This is a genomic window from Sandarakinorhabdus rubra (assembly GCF_010994245.1).
In the GTDB taxonomy this organism is placed as follows: domain Bacteria; phylum Pseudomonadota; class Alphaproteobacteria; order Sphingomonadales; family Sphingomonadaceae; genus Sandarakinorhabdus; species Sandarakinorhabdus rubra.
This window is the reverse complement of the sequence record NZ_WMHO01000033.1, coordinates 1-16,486: the sequence shown is the minus strand read 5'-3', so window position 1 is coordinate 16,486 and position 16,486 is coordinate 1. Positions and strand designations below refer to the sequence as shown.

Genomic DNA, 16,486 nt, shown 5'->3' with positions numbered 1-16,486 from the left:
GGCGCGGGAGCGCGCCGCGCCCGCCCGGCCGGCCTTGCCGGAGTCGGTGGATAGCGCGCTGCGCTATCCACGCGCCCGGCTGCGGCTCACGCGGCCGGCTTCAGCGTCTCTTCGCCACCCTGCCAGTTGCACGGGCACAGCTCGTCGGTCTGCAGCGCGTCGAGGATGCGCAGCGTTTCGGCCGGATTGCGGCCGACGTTGAGGCCGTTGACCGTGATGTGCTGGATCACGTTTTCCGGATCGATGATGAAGGTGGCGCGCAGCGGCACGCCGGCGCCCGGCACGATGATGCCCAGCGCGTCGGCCAGCAGCTTGGAGTTGTCGGCCAGCCAGGGGAAATCGCACGCCGCCAGGCGCTCGTCCGACTTGCGCCAGGCGAAGTGCACGAAATCGGTGTCGGTCGAGGCGCCGATCAGCACGGCGTCACGGTCAGCGAAATCGCCCTTCAGATCGCCATAGCCGATGATCTCGGTCGGGCACACGAAGGTGAAGTCCTTCGGCCAGTAGAACAGGATCTTCCACTTGCCGGGGTAGGCCTTGGTGATGTCCAGCGTCTCGCCGGCCGGCAGCGCGGCAACGCCCTGCTGCACGGGAAGATCGAAGGAGGGGATGGTATCGCCAACGGTCAGCGCCATGGGTCTGTTCCTTGTTCATGAAGGGTGGAATTCTGGCCGGCGCCGCTGGACAGCAGCAGCCGACGCTTGCCCCTTGCCGGTGTGCGAGATAGAAATCCAATCGATAAATTCTCTATGACAAATCGATTGCATCAATGACGGCCTATCAACCGACCCTCAAGCAGCTGCAGTATCTGACGGCGCTGCACATCCACGGCCATTTCGGCCGCGCGGCAGAGGCCTGCTTCGTCACCCAGTCCACGTTGTCGGCCGGGCTGGCCGAACTGGAATCGCTGCTGGGCGTGCGGCTCGTCGAGCGCAACCGGCGTGTGGTGCGCTTCACCCCGATGGGCGAACGGGTGGTGGCCAAGGCCTATGACGTGCTGCGCGAGGCCGATGACTTGGTGGGCCTGACGGTGGGCGGCGACAAGCCGCTGGCCGGTCCGTTGCGGCTGGGGGTGATCCCCACCATAGCGCCCTATCTGCTGCCGCGCGTGATGGGGCATGTGCGCGGCCAGTGGCCCGAACTGAAGCTGCAACTGCGCGAGGAGATGAGCGGCCCGGCCACCGAGGCGCTGGCCCGCGGCATGCTCGATGCCGTGCTGCTGGCGCTGCCGTGGGAGACGCCGGGCTTGTCCGTCATGCCGCTGTTCGAGGACCCGTTCTTCCTGGTGTTCCGCGCCGGTGATCTGCCCGATCCGCCGCCGGCCGTGGCGCCGGCCAGCATCGACCCCCACAATCTCCTGCTGCTGGAAGATGGCCATTGCCTGAAGGACCAGGCGCTTTCGGCCTGCGGCAAGCCCGAACTGCGCGCCGATCCGGCGCATCGCGGCACCAGCCTTGTCACGCTCGTCGAGATGGTGGCCGGCGGGCTGGGGCAGACGCTGGTGCCGAAGCTGGCGCTGGATGCCGGCCTGATTGCCCACACGCGGCTGATCGCTCGGCCGGTGGCTGGAAACGCGTCACGCACCGTGGCGCTGGCCTGGCGCCAGGGCTCTCCGCGCGAGGCGGAGTTCCGGCTGCTGGGCGACACGATTTTGGCAGGATTGGCGCTGCCGTAACCCGGGGCTATGTAGGCCCGAAAGCATCAGGGAGGATCGAGCCCATGAAGGCCGTGCTGTGCGTTGAACACGGAGACCCGGAAAAGCTGGTGGTGAAGGATATTCCGGTGCCGGAGCCGGCGCGCGGCCAGGTGCGCATAAGCGTGAAGGCGGTGGGGGTGAATTTCCCGGACACGCTGATCATCCGCAACCTCTACCAGTTCAAGCCGGCGCTGCCGTTCAGTCCGGGCGGCGAATGTGCCGGCGTGGTGAGCGCGGTGGGCGAAGGCGTCTCCGACGTTGCGGTGGGTGACGAGGTGATCGCCATGACCGGCCACGGCGCCATGGCCGAGGAAGTGATCGCCAATCGCAGCCAGGTGGTGAAGATGACGCCCGGCATGCCGTTCGACATCGCCGCCGGCTTCACCATGACCTATGGCACCAGCCACCATGCCCTGAAGCAGCGTGGGCAGCTGAAGCCGGGCGAAACCCTCTTGGTGCTGGGCGCGGCCGGCGGCGTGGGGTTGACCGCGGTCGAACTGGGCAAGGTGATGGGCGCGAAGGTGATCGCAGCCGCCTCGTCCGATGAAAAGCTGGCGCTCTGCCGCGAGATGGGGGCGGACGAGACCATCAACTATGCCACCGAAGACCTGAAGGAGCGCGTGAAGGCGCTGACCGGCGGGCGCGGTGCCGACGTGATCTATGATCCGGTGGGCGACCGTTTTGCCGAGCCGGCCTTCCGCAGCATCGCCTGGAACGGCCGCTATCTCGTCATCGGCTTTGCCGCCGGCGCCATCCCTGCGCTGCCGCTGAACCTGCCGCTCATCAAGGGCGCCAGCATCGTCGGCGTGTTCTGGGGCGCCTTCACGCAAGCCGAGCCGGCCCTGCACCGCGAGAACATGGAAGAGCTGCTGCGCTGGTATGCCGATGGCAAGCTGCGCCCGCATGTGTCGCGCCATTTCGCGCTCGATGAAGGCCCGGCGGCGATCCGCTGGATGATGGACAGGAAAGCGCTGGGCAAGGTTGTGCTCACCGTCTGAGGAGGAATATGGCCATGGCCCTGCGCGATCAGTATCCGCTCTATGTTGCCAACGTGCCGGAGCAGCCCAATGCCGACCTGGCGGTAACCGACAAGTTCACCGGCAAGGTGGCGACCCGCGTCGCCATGGCCGATGCTGCCACCATCGATCGCGCAATCGCGGCTGCCGTGGCCGCAACCGAACCGATGGCGCGCATGGCCGCCTATGAACGGCAGGCGGTGCTGGCGCACTGCGTCGCCCGCTTCACCGAGCGGCAGGAGGAACTGACCCAGGCCCTGTGCATCGAGGCGGGCAAGCCGATCCGCGATTCGCGCGGTGAGGTGGGCCGCCTGATCGACACCTTCCGCATCGCCGCCGAGGAAAGCGTGCGGATGACTGGCGAGGTGCAGCCGCTCGACATCGCACCGCGCGCCAAAGGCTATCAGGGGATGTGGAAGCGTGTGCCGATTGGCCCGTGCAGCTTCATCAGCCCGTTCAACTTCCCGCTGAACCTGGCGGCCCACAAGATTGCCCCGGCCATCGCGGTGGGCTGCCCGTTCGTGATGAAGCCGGCCAGCCGCACGCCGCTGGGCGCGCTGATCATCGGCGAGGTGCTGGCCGAGACCGGGCTGCCGGCGGGCGCCTTCTCCATCCTGCCCGCCCACCGCGAGGGCGCCGACCTGTTCACCACCGATGACCGGCTGAAATTGCTCAGCTTCACCGGCTCACCCGATGTCGGCTGGGACCTGAAGGCCCGCGCCGGCAAGAAGAAGGTGGTGCTGGAGCTTGGTGGCAACGCGGCGGTTGTGATCATGCCCGATGCCGATCTGGATGATGCGGCGGATCGCACCCTCTTCGGTGCCTTCTACCAGTCTGGCCAGAGCTGCGTGGGCGTGCAGCGCATCCTGGTTCACGATGCCGTCTACGACGCGTTCAAGGCCAAGATGGTGGAGCGCACGGCGAAGCTGATCGCCGGCGACCCGCGCGAGGAAGCGACGTTCGTGGGTCCGATGATCGACATCAAGGAAGCGGCGCGGCTGGACGGCTGGATTGCCGAGGCGGTGGCCGGCGGCGCGAAGCTGTTGTGCGGCGGCCAGCGCGACGGAGCGATGCTGGCGGCGACGCTGCTGGAAGACGTGCCGCGCGACGCGAAGCTGAACAACGAGGAAGCCTTCGGCCCGGTCGCCTTCTTCGCCCGCTTCTCCAGCTTCGACGAGGCGCTGGAGATCGTGAACGACAGCAAGTTCGGTCTGCAGGCCGGCATCTTCACCCGCGACCTGTTCCAGGCCCTGAAGGCGTGGGACCGGCTGGAGGTGGGCGGCGTCATCATCAACGATGTGCCCAGCTACCGTGTCGACAACATGCCCTATGGCGGGGTGAAGGATTCAGGGCTGGGCCGCGAGGGCGTGCGCTTCGCGATGGAGGACATGACCGAGATCAGGAACCTCGTGATCAGGCGGCGTCCCCAGGACATGTAGGGCTCTCCAAGGCGCTTTTCCCCCTGCCGCCATGCTGCTAGGGAATGGCCATGCCCATGCCCCGTCTCAGCCGTTCGCTCGCCGCATCACTTGTTGTCGTCGCCCTGCTGTCGGGCTGCGCGCGCGGCGGCAAGGCGAAAAAGGACCAGCGCTACATGGCGCAGGACGTGGAGACGCTCTATTCGGCGGCCCGCGAGACGCTGGACCGCCGCAACTACAAGCTGGCCGCCGCCCAGTTCGACGAGGTGGAGCGCCAGCACCCCTACAGCGTGTGGGCGCGGCGGGCGCAGCTGATGTCGTCGTTCAGCTATTATGTCTCGGGCCAGTATGCCGAGGCGATCGGCGCGGCGCAGCGCTTCCTGTCGCTGCACCCCGGCAGCCGCGAGGCGCCCTATGCCTATTACATGGTGGCGCTCAGCTACTACAACCAGATCATGGGTGTGCAGAAGGACCAGAAGATCACCCAGCAGGCGCTGGATGCGCTGGGTGAGCTGATCCGCCGCTATCCCAACACCGATTATGCCGCCGATGCCCGGCTGAAGATCGACCTCGCCCGCGATCACCTGGCCGGCAAGGAGATGGAGATCGGCCGCTTCTACCAGAAGCAGGGCCTGTTCCTCGCCGCCATCATCCGCTTCCGCACGGTTGTCGACCGGTTTGAGACGACCAGCCATACGCCCGAGGCCTTGGAGCGCCTGGTCGAATCCTATCTCGCCATGGGCATCCCCGAAGAGGCGGTGAAGGCCGCTGCCGTGCTGGGCAGCAATTATCCGGGATCGAAATGGTATGAGCGCAGCTATCGGTTGATCCAGCGCCACGTGCCGGACGCACCGAAGAAGACCGCCTCCGCCTCCTGATGCCTGCAACACTGATCACCGCCGGGCTTCTGGGCCTGGTCTTCCTTGCCCTCACGGTCCGGGTGGTGGCGCGGCGGGCGACTGGCAAGATCATGATCGGCGACGGCGGTGACGCGCAGATGCTGGAACGCATCCGCGCCCATGGCAATTTCATCGAGCATGTGCCGCTCGCCCTCATCCTGATGGGCGGCATCGAGTTCACCACCGGGCACGGCTCGCCGTGGTTGTGGGGCACGGGTGGCCTCCTGGTGCTGGCCCGCATCGCCCACGCCATCGGCATGAGCCGGCCGGCGCCCAACCCGTTCCGGGCGGCCGGTGCGCTGGTCACCTGGGTGCTGATCGCCGGCCTGTCGCTTTGGGCGCTGTGGCTGGGGCTGGTGCCGCCGCCGGCACCCGACGATTTCGTCTGAGGCCGATCAGGCGCCGGCCCAGGCGCCCTGCAGGGCCCGCTGCAGATCGGGCGCGCCCTGCACGGCGACATAGTTACCCATGCGATAATGTTCGTCGGCATAGCTGTAGGGCTTGAAGTTCACGCCGCGCGGACTGACCCGGCCGATCGCATAGCCGAGCGGCGCCAGCAGGCCGTGGACCTCGGACAGGGTGGCCCGCTGCGGGATGAAGGTGTCGCCATATTCGAACTGGATCACCGTCGGCCGCAACTGCGGATTGGCCAGCACGCCTTCGAGGCCGCGCAGCACGAACAGCTCATGGCCTTCGGTGTCGATCTTCAACAGGTCGATGCGGGGCAGGGCATTGAGCTCGGCCACCTGGTCACCGCGCCGCACCTGGCACAGGGCCTTCCTGAGCGGGACATCGGCAAAGAATTGCGAGCGCAGGCGCGGGGCGATCGAGGTGGCGCGGCCCGCAGCGGGGTTGTAGCTGATCTCGATCTCGGCATCGCTGTCCGACAGGCCGAATTCGAACACGCTGACATTGGGGTTGGACGCATGCTGGGCGCGCGCCTCGGCCGCCTGCTCGGCAATTAGCTCGAACGAATAGACCCGGGCATCCGGCATGATCGCGGTGCAGGATGCGCACCATTCGCCATAATGGGCGCCAACATCAAGCACGATCGGTATCTGGCCCTTGAGATGTGCCCCGATGGTCCGCAGCACGCGTGCCTCGCCGTTGCGGTCAAAATCCCAGAAGCCCTGGTTGTAGGCGAGATACAGGAAGCCTTCACAGCGGCGGGCGAGGGTGCGGACAAGCGGGCCATCACTGTGCGTGCGGATCCAGTCCCGCGCGATACGCTTGAACATCTGCGAAGCACCCCGCCGTTGGTGGGCGAGGCGTAACGGGCACCCCGGTTGATGTCAAACCTGCCCCTCAGGGCGCCAAGTCGTCGGATGCAGCAGCCGGGCTGGTGGCGGCGGTTGCCGCGGATCGCCGCGCCAGTGCGCGGCGCACCGACCAGTTGGCATAGACGAGGGCAATCGCCTCCCCGGCCAGCGCGCCGATCGCCAGCCCCATCATGCCGCCGATCGCCCACACGCCCAGCAGGCACAGCGGGATCATGACGAGGCGCAGGCTGTTGGCGCCGAGGATCTGGCCGGTGATGCCATAGGCCAGCGCCAGCCCGCTGGACCAGACGCGGGAGAAGCGCAGCGCCTGGGTGAGGCCGATGATCGCGACGATCAGCCAGTCCAGCCGATAGCGTTCGCCAAAGAACAGCAGGATGAGCCATTGGCCCAGCAGCGCAAAGCCCGCCGCCATGGCAACGGCGGCAGCCACCGTGACAAAGGCGAAGCGCGGGCCATGGCGCCCGGTCTCGCGCACCTCGCGCGACAGCTCGGGCAGGAACACCGTGCCCAGAAAGCGCAGGAACAGCTGGCTGGGCGTGTAGATGAGCAGCAGCGCAGCGGTGTAGATGCCCAGCTCCCGCGGCGGCAGGGCAGCGGCGGCCGCCAGCCGTTCGCCCTGGGCCGTGAAGAACAGCACCGGGCCATTGATCATCAGCGGCAGCGAAAAGGCCCAGATCAGCCGTGCGCTGGGCCGGTCGAACGCAATGGCGTAGGGGCGGCGGGCAAGCAGGAACGAGAACAGTGCCGCCGTGGCGGTCTTTGCCAGGATCACCCACAGCGCCACCAGATAGCTCTGGTCCACCAGCACCAGCAGCGCCGCTGCGGCTGTCGAGGCCAGTTCGGCCGCGAGGTTGCCCAGCGACACTGCGGAAAGATCGCTGCCGCGCTGCATGCGGATGCCATCATAATGGGTGAAGCCAATGCACAGCGAGGCTGCCGCCAGCACGGCAAAGGGCAGGACGGACGAAGTGACGCCCAGCAGGTGAAAGGCCGGCCAGCCCACAGCCAGCAGCAAAAGCGCCACCAGGCCGGCGCGGGCGGCCGAGATGGCGTGAATGGTCGCCATCATCCGGCGCAGATGGCCCTGCGCGTGCGACAGGGTGAACTTGTTCAGCCCGGTGTCGCTGGTGGAATCGAGGAACTGCTGCAACAGGATGAAGGTGGCAGCGATGCCATATTGTTCGGGCCCCAGCGCCCGGGCGATGAGCGCGCTGCGCGCAAGCACCATGGCCTGGGTGAGGACGAGGGCAACCAGCGCAAAACGGCTGCCCCGCGCCAGCACGCGCAGCCTGTTCACGCCCACCCCACTGGAACCGGCATCACTGCCCCCGCCCGGTTGCAACCCATATGCTCGTCGGTTAGACGCTTCCGGACCGGCCAGCAATGGCGGTGGCGGGGAGGCAGTAGTTTGGTGGACGACAGCAGGCGCCCGGCGGTATCGGTGGTCCTGCCCACCTACAACCGCGCCTATTGCGTGTCGCGGGCCATCGAGAGCGTGCTGCGCCAGACCTTTGACGATCTGGAACTGATCGTTGTCGATGATTGTTCCAGCGATGACACGCAGGCGCTGCTGAAGCGCTTCACCGATCCCCGGCTGCGGGTTCTGGTGCACGAGACGAACCGGGGCGGCGCCGCGGCCCGCAACACCGGTGTGGCTGCCGCCCGCGCGCCGCTGATCGCCTTCCAGGACAGTGATGACGAATGGTGCGTGACGATGCTGGAAAAGCAGCTCGCCCGCCGCGCCGAACTGGGGCCGGATTATCAGGTGAGCTATTGCGCCAAGATCGTGCACGGGCGTGACAATCACGGGAACTTCGGCATCCGCTATGCCGCCTATGTGCCCGGGCCCGACCGCAAGCAAGTGGAAGGTGATGTGCTGGCCGAGGTTCTGCGCAACGCAATCGCCTCCACGCAGACGCTGGTAGTGACCAAGGCGCTGTTCGACGCCGTCGGCGGTTTCGATGAAAGTCTGAAGGTTGGGCTGGATTGGGAATTGACGATCCGGTTGGCCCGGCGGACGAAATTTGCCTTTATCGAAGAGCCGCTGGTGATGACCTATCTGATGCCAGACAGCATCACCCACCGCCGCCTGAACGGGGCCTACACAGTGCAGGTCATCATGGCCAAGCATGCTGATCTGGTTGCGGCGGATCCGGCCCTGCGCGCTGCCAAGCTGTTCAAGATGGCGCGAATTTATCAGCGCGCTGGCCATTATCGCGCGGCCCTGCCGCACCTGGCCCAGGCGGTGCGGGCCCGGCCCGGTCACCTTGCCAGCTGGGCGGCGCTGGCACTCAGCCTGGCGCGGGCGCCCTTCACCGCCGGGAGCGCCTGAGCTAGGCTCCTGTTGCGGCTGTGCTGCCGCGCGGGAGAATGCCATGATTTCGGTGAGTTGTGCGGCACTGGCCGTGGCCCTGGCCAATCCTGCCAGCACGGGGCCATTTCGCCTGACCCAGGATTGCCCGAGCCCGGACGGCCGGCCGGCGCTGGTCAACACCCAGATCTTCCGGGCGCCCGTGACCGTGGAGGCCGCGGGACGCACCGTCGCCGGTCTCGCCGTCAAGGGCGGCGGCAACCTGGTGTGGAAGGGCGGCACCATCCGGGCGCCGCTGGGCAGCGGCATCGCCGGTGGCGCCCGCGGAGCCGGCCTTTATGCGGTCCTCATCACCGGCGGCGCGCGCGGCATAGCCTTCGATAACGTGACCTTCACCCGCGCCCGCAAGGCGATCGTGATGGGCGGTGCCTCCGGCCTGTCGGTGCGCAATTCGCGCTGTGTCGGCGAGGTGGAGGACTGTCTGATCGTCACCAAGGCCAGCGACATCGACTTCAGCAACAATGTCGCCGGGCCGTTCCAGAAGAATTTCAGTTCCTGCACGCTGCCCGATGGCCGGGTGGAGGAGAAGGTCGGCCGGAAGCAATGTCAGGAGAAGGCCGGCGCCTGGAAGGATGGCTGGCACAGCGATGTCGTGCAGATGTACAACGCTGTCCACAATGTCACGCTGGCCAACAACAGGTTCGACACCATTGGCCACGGCATCACCCAGTTCGGCCCCGGAGAACCGCTGCGCAACGTCACCATCACGGGTAACACCATCCGTGCCGGCCGCAACGGGCTGCGCCTCAATGTGTGCGAGAATTGCCGGATCGAAGGCAACCGGCTCGAAAGCGCGGTGCCGGAATGGCGGGCGGTGATCATGCCGGGCACGGCGCTGGCGTGCGGCAACATCGTGCCCAGCGGCGGCCTCGGCCGCGAGAAATGCTAGGCCAGCATCCGGTCGGCCACGAAGGCGTTGGTCTGGCGCTCACGGCCAAAGCTGCTCATCGGGCCGTGGCCGGGCACGAAGGCGGTGTCGTTGCCCAGCGGCCACAGCTTGGTGGTGATGGCGGTGACCAGATCGTTGTAATTGCCGCGCGGAAAGTCGGTGCGGCCGATCGAGCCCTGGAACAGCACGTCGCCCACGATCGCCAGCTTTGACGGCGCGTGATGGAACACCACGTGGCCGGGCGTATGGCCGGGGCAGTGATAGACATCCAGCACCAGGTCGCCCACCGTCACCTGGTCGCCATCCTCCAGCCAGCGGTCGGGCGTGAAGGCCTCGGCGCCCGGCACCCCATAGGCAGCGCCCTGGGCCGGGTTCATGTCGATCCAGAACTTGTCGTCGCGGTGCGGCCCCTCGATGGGCACGCCCAGCTGCCTGGCCAGCACGCCGGTCAGCCCGCAATGATCGATATGGCCGTGGGTGACGAGCAGTTTCTCGATGGTCACGCCGTGCTCGCCCGCCACCGCCATCAGCCGGTCAAGGTCGCCGCCCGGATCGGTGAAGGCGCCGCGCATCGTTTTTGTGCACCACAACAGGGTGCAATTCTGCTGCAGCGGGGTCACCGGCACGATGACGGCCTGAAGGGGCGGCTTGTCGGTCATGCTCCTTCACTGGCGAATCCGCCGCTGGCGCGCAAGCCGGCTCTCAAGATGACAGTTTGGTAATGCTGCACTGCCCACAGCGCCTGCTATCTCTTGAGCATACGGATTGGGAGTGTTGAACGGATGACAGCAGCAGCCGGGCCGCTGGCCAGTTGGCGGCAGGATGTGCCCGCGTCGATCGTGGTGGCGCTGGTGGCGCTGCCGCTGTGCCTGGGGGTGGCGCTGGCTTCGGGTGCGCCGCTGATCTCGGGCCTGGTGGCGGGCATCGTTGGCGGCATCGTGGTGGGATCGATCAGCCGCTCGCCGCTGTCGGTCTCCGGGCCGGCCGCCGGCCTCACCACCATCGTGCTGGCAGCGATCACCAGCCTGCCCAGCTTCGAGGCCTTCCTGCTCGCCGTGTGCCTCGCCGGCCTCTTGCAGATGGCTTTTGCCGCCAGCCGTGGCGGTGTCATCGCCGAATTCGTGCCGGGCGCCGTGATCACCGGCATGCTGGCGGCCATCGGCCTGATCCTCATCCTCAAGCAGATCCCGCACGCGGTGGGCTATGATGGCGATCCGGAAGGCGATTTCGGCTTCTTCGAGCCTGATGGCGAAAACACGCTCACCGCCATCGCGCACAGCCTCGGCAACGACATATTGTGGGGGGCGGCGCTGATCGCCGCCATCAGCCTGGTGTTCCTGTTCTGGTGGGACAAGGCGCAGCCCAAGCAGGGCCCGTGGAAACTGGTGCCCGGCCCGCTGGTGGTGGTGCTGTTCGGGGTGGGCGCCAACGAGCTGTTTCGCCTCTACGCCCCTGGCCTCGCCATCGCACCGACGCACCTGGTGCAGGTGCCGCTGTCGGAAACACCCCTGGCGCTGGCCGATCAGATCCGCCTGCCGGATTTCGCCGTCATCTCAAATGCCAAGGTGTGGACCACGGCGCTCACCCTCGCCATCGTCGCCAGCCTGGAATCGCTGCTGTCGGTCAAGGCGGTGGACGAGCTGGATGCCAAGCGCCGCGTCACCGACAAGAACCGCGAACTGTTGGCGCAGGGGGCCGGCAATTTCGTTTCCGGGCTGCTCGGTGGCCTCCCGGTCACCTCGGTCATCGTGCGGTCGTCGGCAAACGTGGCGGCGGGTGCGGATTCGCGCCTCTCCACCATCCTGCACGGCGTCTGGCTGCTGCTGGGGCTGGCGATCATCCCCGGCATCCTCAACCTCATCCCGCTGTCGGCGCTGGCCGCGATCCTGATCGCCACCGGCTACAAGCTGGCCAAGCCGGCGCTGTTCCTCCAGCGCTGGAAGCAGGGCTACACCCAGTTCGCGCCGTTCGTGATCACCGTGGCGGCCATATTGTTCACCGATCTGCTGGTCGGCATCGCGATCGGGCTGCTGGTCGGCTTCGGCTTTGTCATCTGGCGGTCGGCCGGCAACATCATCACCTATGTCGAGTATGGCGGCACGGTGATGGTGCGGGCGCGGCGCAACCTGCACTTCATGCACAAGCCGGCGCTGGTCGAGGCGCTGAACCGGGTGCCCGATGGCTCGGTGCTGCTGATCGACATCTCGGCCACCTCCTATGTCGATCTGGATTGCATCGACATCATCAACGGCTTCGTGAAGGCGGCCTCCTTCCGCGACATCGACGTGAAGCTGCGCGCCGATCCGGGCCGCAAGACGGCCGCGCTGATCAACGCCCCCATCACCCGCGCCCGCGCAACATGAGGGTTTCACCATGAAGGAAGTCGATCAGCTGCTGCTGTCAAACCGGGCCTGGGCCGCCGAGATGCTGGCCGAGAACCCAGAGTTCTTCAATCGCAACGTCAACTGGCAGCGCCCGGCCTTCCTGTGGATCGGCTGTTCCGACAGCCGCGTGGCGCCCGATCAGATGACGCAAGCGGTGCCCGGCGGCCTGTTCGTGCACCGCAACATCGCCAATCTCGTCTATCCCGACGATCGCAACCTGATGGCCGTGCTGGACTATGCGGTGAACGTGCTGGAGGTGGAGCATGTGGTGATCTGCGGCCATTATGGCTGTGGCGGCATCCAGGCCGCGCTGGACGGCGCGCCGGAAGGCCCCATTGCCCACTGGCTGGAACACGCCCGCCAGGTGCTGAACGATCACCGCGGCGAGATCATGGCCCTGGCCGAAGGCGAGGAGCGGGTGAACCGGCTGGTGGAGGTGAACGTGCGCGACCAGCTGCTGCACCTGGCGGGCGCCGCGCCGGTGCAGAAGGCCTTCAAGGCCAAGCGGCCGCTCACGCTGCACGGCTGGGTGTATGATCTGCGCGACGGCCACATCAAGCCGCTGATGCGCATCGATCGCGACACCGTCCTGACCGAAGTGCCCAAGCCGGAACGCGTGCTGCTATAACGCAAAGGGGCCGCCGCGTTGCCGCGACGGCCCCTGATGTGCCGATGTGCGGGCCTTACTTGGCGGCGATGACCGTCAGCTCCACCAGGAAGTTCGGGCCGGCCAGGGCGGCGACCTGCATGGTGGTGCGGGTGGTGGTGGTGGGGTTTTCGGCCGTGCCGAAGAACTGGGCGAAGCCGGCGTTGAAGCCGGCGAAGTCCATCTTGCCGTCCATGCCCGGGGCCGCCACCAGATAGGCGTCCATGCGCACGATGTCCTTCATCGTCATGCCGTGCTGGGCCAGCAGGTCCTTGATCTTGTTCAGCGTGCTGATCGTCTGGGTCTTGGTGTCACCATAGTCGCTGCCGCCCGGCGTCTGCGGAGAGGCGAGGTTGCCCGACAGATAGACGGTGGTGGCGCCGGCCTTCACCTTGGCGGCGGTGAGGATGCGGCCGCCCGGCGTGCCGACCTTCTCGACATTCTGGGCCAGGGCCGGGGCAGCGATCAGGGTGGCAGCGGCGGCGGCAAGTGCGAACAGCTTCATGGAACAGTCCCCTTCGGTTGGTGAAAAACGAACGGGCGGCAGGATTGCCCTGCCGCCCGCCGTTGGCAAGCGATAATGCCGGCCTTCGCGATCAGAACTTCGCGGAGGCGCGCACGTACCAGAATCCGCCCTGCTGGCCGATCGGCGCCGTGTCCGGGTAGATCGAGCCGTTGGCCGCACCGCCCGTCGACGGGAAGATGTTGCGGGTCTCGCGCTCCGGATAGGTGTTCAGCAGGTTCTGCGCACCCACCGCCAGGCGGAACTGCTCCTGGAAGGTCACGCCGACTTCAAGGTCGATGCTGGCCTGCGCCTTGAACTCCTTGATGAAGGGGTTCGGATACAGTGCCGCCGCAGCCGCGGCATCCGGCACGCCCGGGGTGGCACCGAAACCGCTGGTGATCGGGTCGAAGCGCGAGGCGAACTTGCCATAGTAGTTCACACGGCCGGTGGCATCGAACATGCCGTTGGTCCAGTTGGTGGACAGCACGGCGCGCCAGTTCGGGTTGTTGCGTTCGATGTTGGTGACGCGCACATCGTCCACCGGGCGGAAGTTCGACAGCACCTGGCCGTTGGCCAGAGTCCCATTGATCACCTTGCGGTCGGTGACCTTGGTCTTGTTGTAGTTGACCGCCAGGCTGGAGTTGAAGCGGCCGATGCCGGTGTCCGCCTTGTGGCTCAGCACGATGTCCACGCCCTGCGTGCGGGTGTCGAAGGCGTTGGTGAAGTAGCGCACGGCACCCAGTTCGGCCGCTTCCGCGACGCCCTGCGACAGCAGGAACTGCGTGGCGGTCTGACCGCCCGGGTTGGCCTGGTTGGGGTTGATGTTGCCGGTCAGGCCGATGCGGTCATCCACCTTGATGTTGTAGTAGTCGACCGTCAGCGTGAAGCCGGCGCCCGGCTGCACCACGATGCCGCCCGAGAAGCTCCGCGACTTTTCCGGGCTCAGCGGCTGAGCGAGGTAGAACGCGCCGATGGCGCTGTCCGCCCGCACAGTGGCGATGCCGAGCGGCACGGTCGAACCGAACGGGAAGCCGGTGGTCAGGTTCTGGGTGAACTGCTGGCCCGGGGTCGGCGCGCGGAAGCCGGTCGAAGCCGCGCCACGGATGGCAATCGCTTCGTTGAAGGCATAGCGGGCGCTGATCTTGCCGTTGAAGGTGTCACCGAAGTCGTTGAAATAGTCGTAGCGCGCGGCAACGCCGACATCGAGGCCTTCGACCACGGTGGCTTCAAGATCGAGATAGGCCGAATAGTTGTTGCGGCCACCTTCGGTAACCGAAGCCGGCCCAAAGCCCTGGAAGCCGTCCGAACCCGGCGATTGCGTCGCAGGGACGCGGGTGCCGGTGAACGGGTTGATGGCGGCACCCGGCACGATCGTCGAACCGGGCGTGGAGCAGGGCACGATGGACCCACCCAGCTGGCACTCGACCAACAGCTGGGAGGCATAGGGCCCGACTTCCCACGATGCGCGATCACCAAGGCCGACTTCGAAGGCTTCACGGCGCACTTCGACGCCCCATGCAATGTTCAACGGCTTGTAGAAGCCGACTTCGACCGGCACGCTGAAGTCCGCATTGAAGTTGAACTCGCGCTGCACGAACTTGCCCATGTAGAAATCAGTCGGCGTGTTCGGGCCAAGTGCGCGATTGATCGTGTCGTTCATGAAGTAGCGGATCTGGTTCTGACCATACATCAGCGAGATGTCATAGTTGATCCCGAACTCGGCGCCCTTGAAGCCCGCGACGATGCCCAGATCCTCGTTGGTGTTCTCGAAGAACGGCGTGTAGCCGTTGCGCATCTCGGGGAAGCGTGGGTCGTTGAAGATATTGAACCTCGCGCCGTTCACGTCCCACAGCGCGCGGCCCTGGCTGTCGAAGCCAACCCGGTCAAGGAACACCGGATTGACCGCAGCAGGAGTGGAGGCAGTGCCTGGGCGGCCCGGAATCGCGTCGTGGGTGGTGGCAACCGGCGGGCGGAAATTGAAATCGTTCCCCTGCCGCTGCCAGCCATAGTGCGCGAAGGCATAGAAGGTGGTGTCACCCGCCGGCAGTTCCATGTTGACGACGCCGCGATAGGCGCGGTTCTCCGGGCCGCCGAGGCGGTTGCCGGTCGCGATGCTGGGGATGATGCCCTGCGCCACCAGCGGCGCGATGGTCGGACGCGGCACCGAACGGTCCCAGATGTTCTGGTCGATGAACTCGCCGGTGAAGTTCACGAAGCCGCCGTCTTCACCCAGCTTGGTGCCATAGAAGGCGGTGATCTGGGTGTCCTGGCCGTCGCCTTCATAGGTCTGGCCATAGCGGGCGGTGACTTCGAAGCCATCGTCGCGGCGCAGGCCGAGGTTGATCACGCCGGCAATGGCGTCCGAGCCGTACTGAGCGGCGGCGCCATCGCGCAGCACTTCGACGCGGCCCACGGCCGGGGAGGCCAGCTGCGAAAGGTCAGCACCCTGGGCGCCGGCGTTGAGGGCGCCACCCGAAATCTGGACCAGCGCCGAACGGTGCATGCGCTTGCCGTTGACGAGCACCAGGATCTGGTCAGCCGGCAGGCCGCGCAGGGTCGGCGGACGGATGAAGGCCGAGCCGTCACCCAGCAGGTTGCGCTGCTGGTTGAAGGAGGGGACCAGCGTCTGCAGGATGGACTGCAGCTGCGGGGCGGGCTGCGCCTTGAAATCGTCGGCGGAGAACACGTCCACGGGCACGGCGCTTTCCAGCACGGTGCGGTCGGTACGGCGGGTGCCGGTCACGATGATGGTGGTGTCTTCGCTCGGTTCGTCGGCGGCGGCGGCGGCCTGCTGATCATCAGCGGCGGCGGCGTCGGCAGCGACGGCCGGCACGGCAAAGCCGGCCAGAGCCAGCGCGACCAGCGAGGTCGCCAGCCGGAAATCAGTCTTCGCAAAGCTCGTCATGTCAGTCCCCTGGTTCAAAATCGACCCTTGTTGGCCGTCGTGGCCGGCATCCCCTGCTCTGCCCGCCTCACTGCCAACGCAACCCGGTGACTGTCGAGAAAGACCTGCTATCAGGTCCTAAACTGCCACCAGACGCGGGGTTCTGTGGCCGCTGAGTGCCGATTGTCCACATACGCCATTCGCGCACCCGGCGATTTTGGGCGCCCCTGTTGCCGCAATGTGACACTATCCCCCGACAGGATCTGACCAACAGACCCGGGTTTCGTCAGGCCAGACGTTTGGTCATCGGCACGAAGCGCACGGCGACCCCGCCGCAATCCAGATCGATGGGCGCCCCCCCTTCATAGCCATGGGCGGCATAGAAGGGCTCGCCGGGCAATGTGGCCATCAGTTCGGTGCGGGTGAAGCCGGCCGCGGCCGCCGCAGCCTCGCAGGCCTGCAGCAGCGCCGCACCCACCCCGCGGCGGGCGGCATGCG

16 protein-coding genes are annotated in these 16,486 nt (G+C 66.6%); 9 read left to right on the top strand and 7 right to left on the bottom strand.

The features are described 5' to 3' along the window. Positions 1–86: 86 nt before the first annotated feature. On the bottom strand, positions 87–635 hold the full coding sequence (locus tag GJV64_RS03710) for a peroxiredoxin (RefSeq protein WP_164155937.1): 549 nt from the start codon (positions 633–635) through the stop codon (positions 87–89). 134 nt (positions 636–769) lie between these two features. On the opposite strand from GJV64_RS03710, the gene GJV64_RS03705 reads away from it, so the two are divergent. From GJV64_RS03705 to GJV64_RS03685, 5 genes are read left to right on the top strand one after another with little or no spacing between them, the layout of a single operon-like run. Beyond that, positions 770–1,675, top strand: coding sequence for a hydrogen peroxide-inducible genes activator (locus tag GJV64_RS03705; protein ID WP_164155936.1), 906 nt, complete (start codon positions 770–772; stop codon positions 1,673–1,675). 44 nt (positions 1,676–1,719) lie between these two features. After that, positions 1,720–2,694 carry an NADPH:quinone oxidoreductase family protein gene (locus tag GJV64_RS03700; RefSeq protein ID WP_164155935.1) on the top strand — a complete coding sequence of 325 codons (975 nt, stop codon included), beginning with the start codon at positions 1,720–1,722 and terminating at the stop codon, positions 2,692–2,694. Positions 2,695–2,708: 14 nt separating this feature from the next. Further along, complete coding sequence (locus GJV64_RS03695; RefSeq protein WP_164155934.1) at positions 2,709–4,151, top strand: aldehyde dehydrogenase family protein; 1,443 nt, start codon at positions 2,709–2,711, stop codon at positions 4,149–4,151. Positions 4,152–4,207: 56 nt separating this feature from the next. Next, positions 4,208–5,008 carry an outer membrane protein assembly factor BamD gene (locus GJV64_RS03690; RefSeq protein ID WP_408014964.1) on the top strand — a complete coding sequence of 267 codons (801 nt, stop codon included), beginning with the start codon at positions 4,208–4,210 and terminating at the stop codon, positions 5,006–5,008. Further along, entirely contained in the window at positions 5,008–5,418 is a 411-nt protein-coding gene (locus tag GJV64_RS03685; protein ID WP_164155932.1) for an MAPEG family protein, read from the top strand. Before GJV64_RS03690 ends, GJV64_RS03685 begins: the two co-directional genes overlap by 1 nt. A gap of 6 nt (positions 5,419–5,424) precedes the next feature. On the opposite strand, the gene GJV64_RS03680 is transcribed toward GJV64_RS03685, so the two are convergent. Further along, on the bottom strand, positions 5,425–6,267 hold the full coding sequence (locus GJV64_RS03680; RefSeq protein WP_164155931.1) for an FkbM family methyltransferase: 843 nt from the start codon (positions 6,265–6,267) through the stop codon (positions 5,425–5,427). A gap of 67 nt (positions 6,268–6,334) precedes the next feature. Then, positions 6,335–7,606 carry a lipopolysaccharide biosynthesis protein gene (locus GJV64_RS03675; protein ID WP_164155930.1) on the bottom strand — a complete coding sequence of 424 codons (1,272 nt, stop codon included), beginning with the start codon at positions 7,604–7,606 and terminating at the stop codon, positions 6,335–6,337. A 114-nt stretch (positions 7,607–7,720) separates the two neighbouring features. Between GJV64_RS03675 and GJV64_RS03670 the strand changes: the two genes are divergently transcribed. Continuing rightward, entirely contained in the window at positions 7,721–8,641 is a 921-nt protein-coding gene (locus tag GJV64_RS03670) for a glycosyltransferase family 2 protein (protein WP_164155929.1), read from the top strand. Positions 8,642–8,684: 43 nt separating this feature from the next. Then, a complete protein-coding gene (locus GJV64_RS03665; protein WP_164155928.1) occupies positions 8,685–9,569 on the top strand; it encodes a right-handed parallel beta-helix repeat-containing protein in 885 nt (294 codons plus the stop codon). Here the strand turns inward: GJV64_RS03665 and GJV64_RS03660 are convergent. Then, a complete protein-coding gene (locus tag GJV64_RS03660) occupies positions 9,566–10,228 on the bottom strand; it encodes an MBL fold metallo-hydrolase (RefSeq protein WP_164155927.1) in 663 nt (220 codons plus the stop codon). The genes GJV64_RS03665 and GJV64_RS03660 overlap by 4 nt on opposite strands. Before the next feature lie 123 nt (positions 10,229–10,351). Between GJV64_RS03660 and GJV64_RS03655 the strand changes: the two genes are divergently transcribed. Both GJV64_RS03655 and GJV64_RS03650 read left to right on the top strand, forming a co-directional pair. Continuing rightward, entirely contained in the window at positions 10,352–11,932 is a 1,581-nt protein-coding gene (locus tag GJV64_RS03655; RefSeq protein ID WP_164155926.1) for a SulP family inorganic anion transporter, read from the top strand. A gap of 10 nt (positions 11,933–11,942) precedes the next feature. Continuing rightward, positions 11,943–12,581 (top strand): carbonic anhydrase, encoded by a 639-nt coding sequence (locus tag GJV64_RS03650; RefSeq protein ID WP_164155925.1) that lies wholly within the window; start codon positions 11,943–11,945, stop codon positions 12,579–12,581. Positions 12,582–12,636: 55 nt separating this feature from the next. Here the strand turns inward: GJV64_RS03650 and GJV64_RS03645 are convergent, their stop codons facing one another. From GJV64_RS03645 to GJV64_RS03635, 3 genes are all read right to left on the bottom strand, one after another. Then, entirely contained in the window at positions 12,637–13,104 is a 468-nt protein-coding gene (locus GJV64_RS03645; RefSeq protein WP_164155924.1) for a Rid family hydrolase, read from the bottom strand. Between the two features lie 91 nt (positions 13,105–13,195). Continuing rightward, positions 13,196–16,009: a TonB-dependent receptor plug domain-containing protein gene (locus GJV64_RS03640; RefSeq protein ID WP_164155923.1), complete on the bottom strand. Its 2,814-nt coding sequence runs from the start codon at positions 16,007–16,009 to the stop codon at positions 13,196–13,198. 265 nt (positions 16,010–16,274) lie between these two features. Continuing rightward, positions 16,275–16,486, bottom strand: a 212-nt coding sequence (locus GJV64_RS03635) for a GNAT family N-acetyltransferase (protein ID WP_164155922.1), incomplete at its 5' end; no start/stop codon positions are given.

Bases quoted from the DNA above. Each gene is read 5' to 3' on its own strand.
- GJV64_RS03710 (WP_164155937.1), bottom strand. From the start codon at position 635: ATGGCGCTGACCGTTGGCGATACCATCCCCTCCTTCGATCTTCCCGTG.
- GJV64_RS03705 (WP_164155936.1), top strand. From the start codon at position 770: ATGACGGCCTATCAACCGACCCTCAAGCAGCTGCAGTATCTGACGGCG.
- GJV64_RS03700 (WP_164155935.1), top strand. From the start codon at position 1,720: ATGAAGGCCGTGCTGTGCGTTGAACACGGAGACCCGGAAAAGCTGGTG.
- GJV64_RS03695 (WP_164155934.1), top strand. From the start codon at position 2,709: ATGGCCCTGCGCGATCAGTATCCGCTCTATGTTGCCAACGTGCCGGAG.
- GJV64_RS03690 (WP_408014964.1), top strand. From the start codon at position 4,208: ATGCCCCGTCTCAGCCGTTCGCTCGCCGCATCACTTGTTGTCGTCGCC.
- GJV64_RS03685 (WP_164155932.1), top strand. From the start codon at position 5,008: ATGCCTGCAACACTGATCACCGCCGGGCTTCTGGGCCTGGTCTTCCTT.
- GJV64_RS03680 (WP_164155931.1), bottom strand. From the start codon at position 6,267: ATGTTCAAGCGTATCGCGCGGGACTGGATCCGCACGCACAGTGATGGC.
- GJV64_RS03665 (WP_164155928.1), top strand. From the start codon at position 8,685: ATGATTTCGGTGAGTTGTGCGGCACTGGCCGTGGCCCTGGCCAATCCT.
- GJV64_RS03660 (WP_164155927.1), bottom strand. From the start codon at position 10,228: ATGACCGACAAGCCGCCCCTTCAGGCCGTCATCGTGCCGGTGACCCCG.
- GJV64_RS03655 (WP_164155926.1), top strand. From the start codon at position 10,352: ATGACAGCAGCAGCCGGGCCGCTGGCCAGTTGGCGGCAGGATGTGCCC.
- GJV64_RS03650 (WP_164155925.1), top strand. From the start codon at position 11,943: ATGAAGGAAGTCGATCAGCTGCTGCTGTCAAACCGGGCCTGGGCCGCC.
- GJV64_RS03645 (WP_164155924.1), bottom strand. From the start codon at position 13,104: ATGAAGCTGTTCGCACTTGCCGCCGCCGCTGCCACCCTGATCGCTGCC.
- GJV64_RS03640 (WP_164155923.1), bottom strand. From the start codon at position 16,009: ATGACGAGCTTTGCGAAGACTGATTTCCGGCTGGCGACCTCGCTGGTC.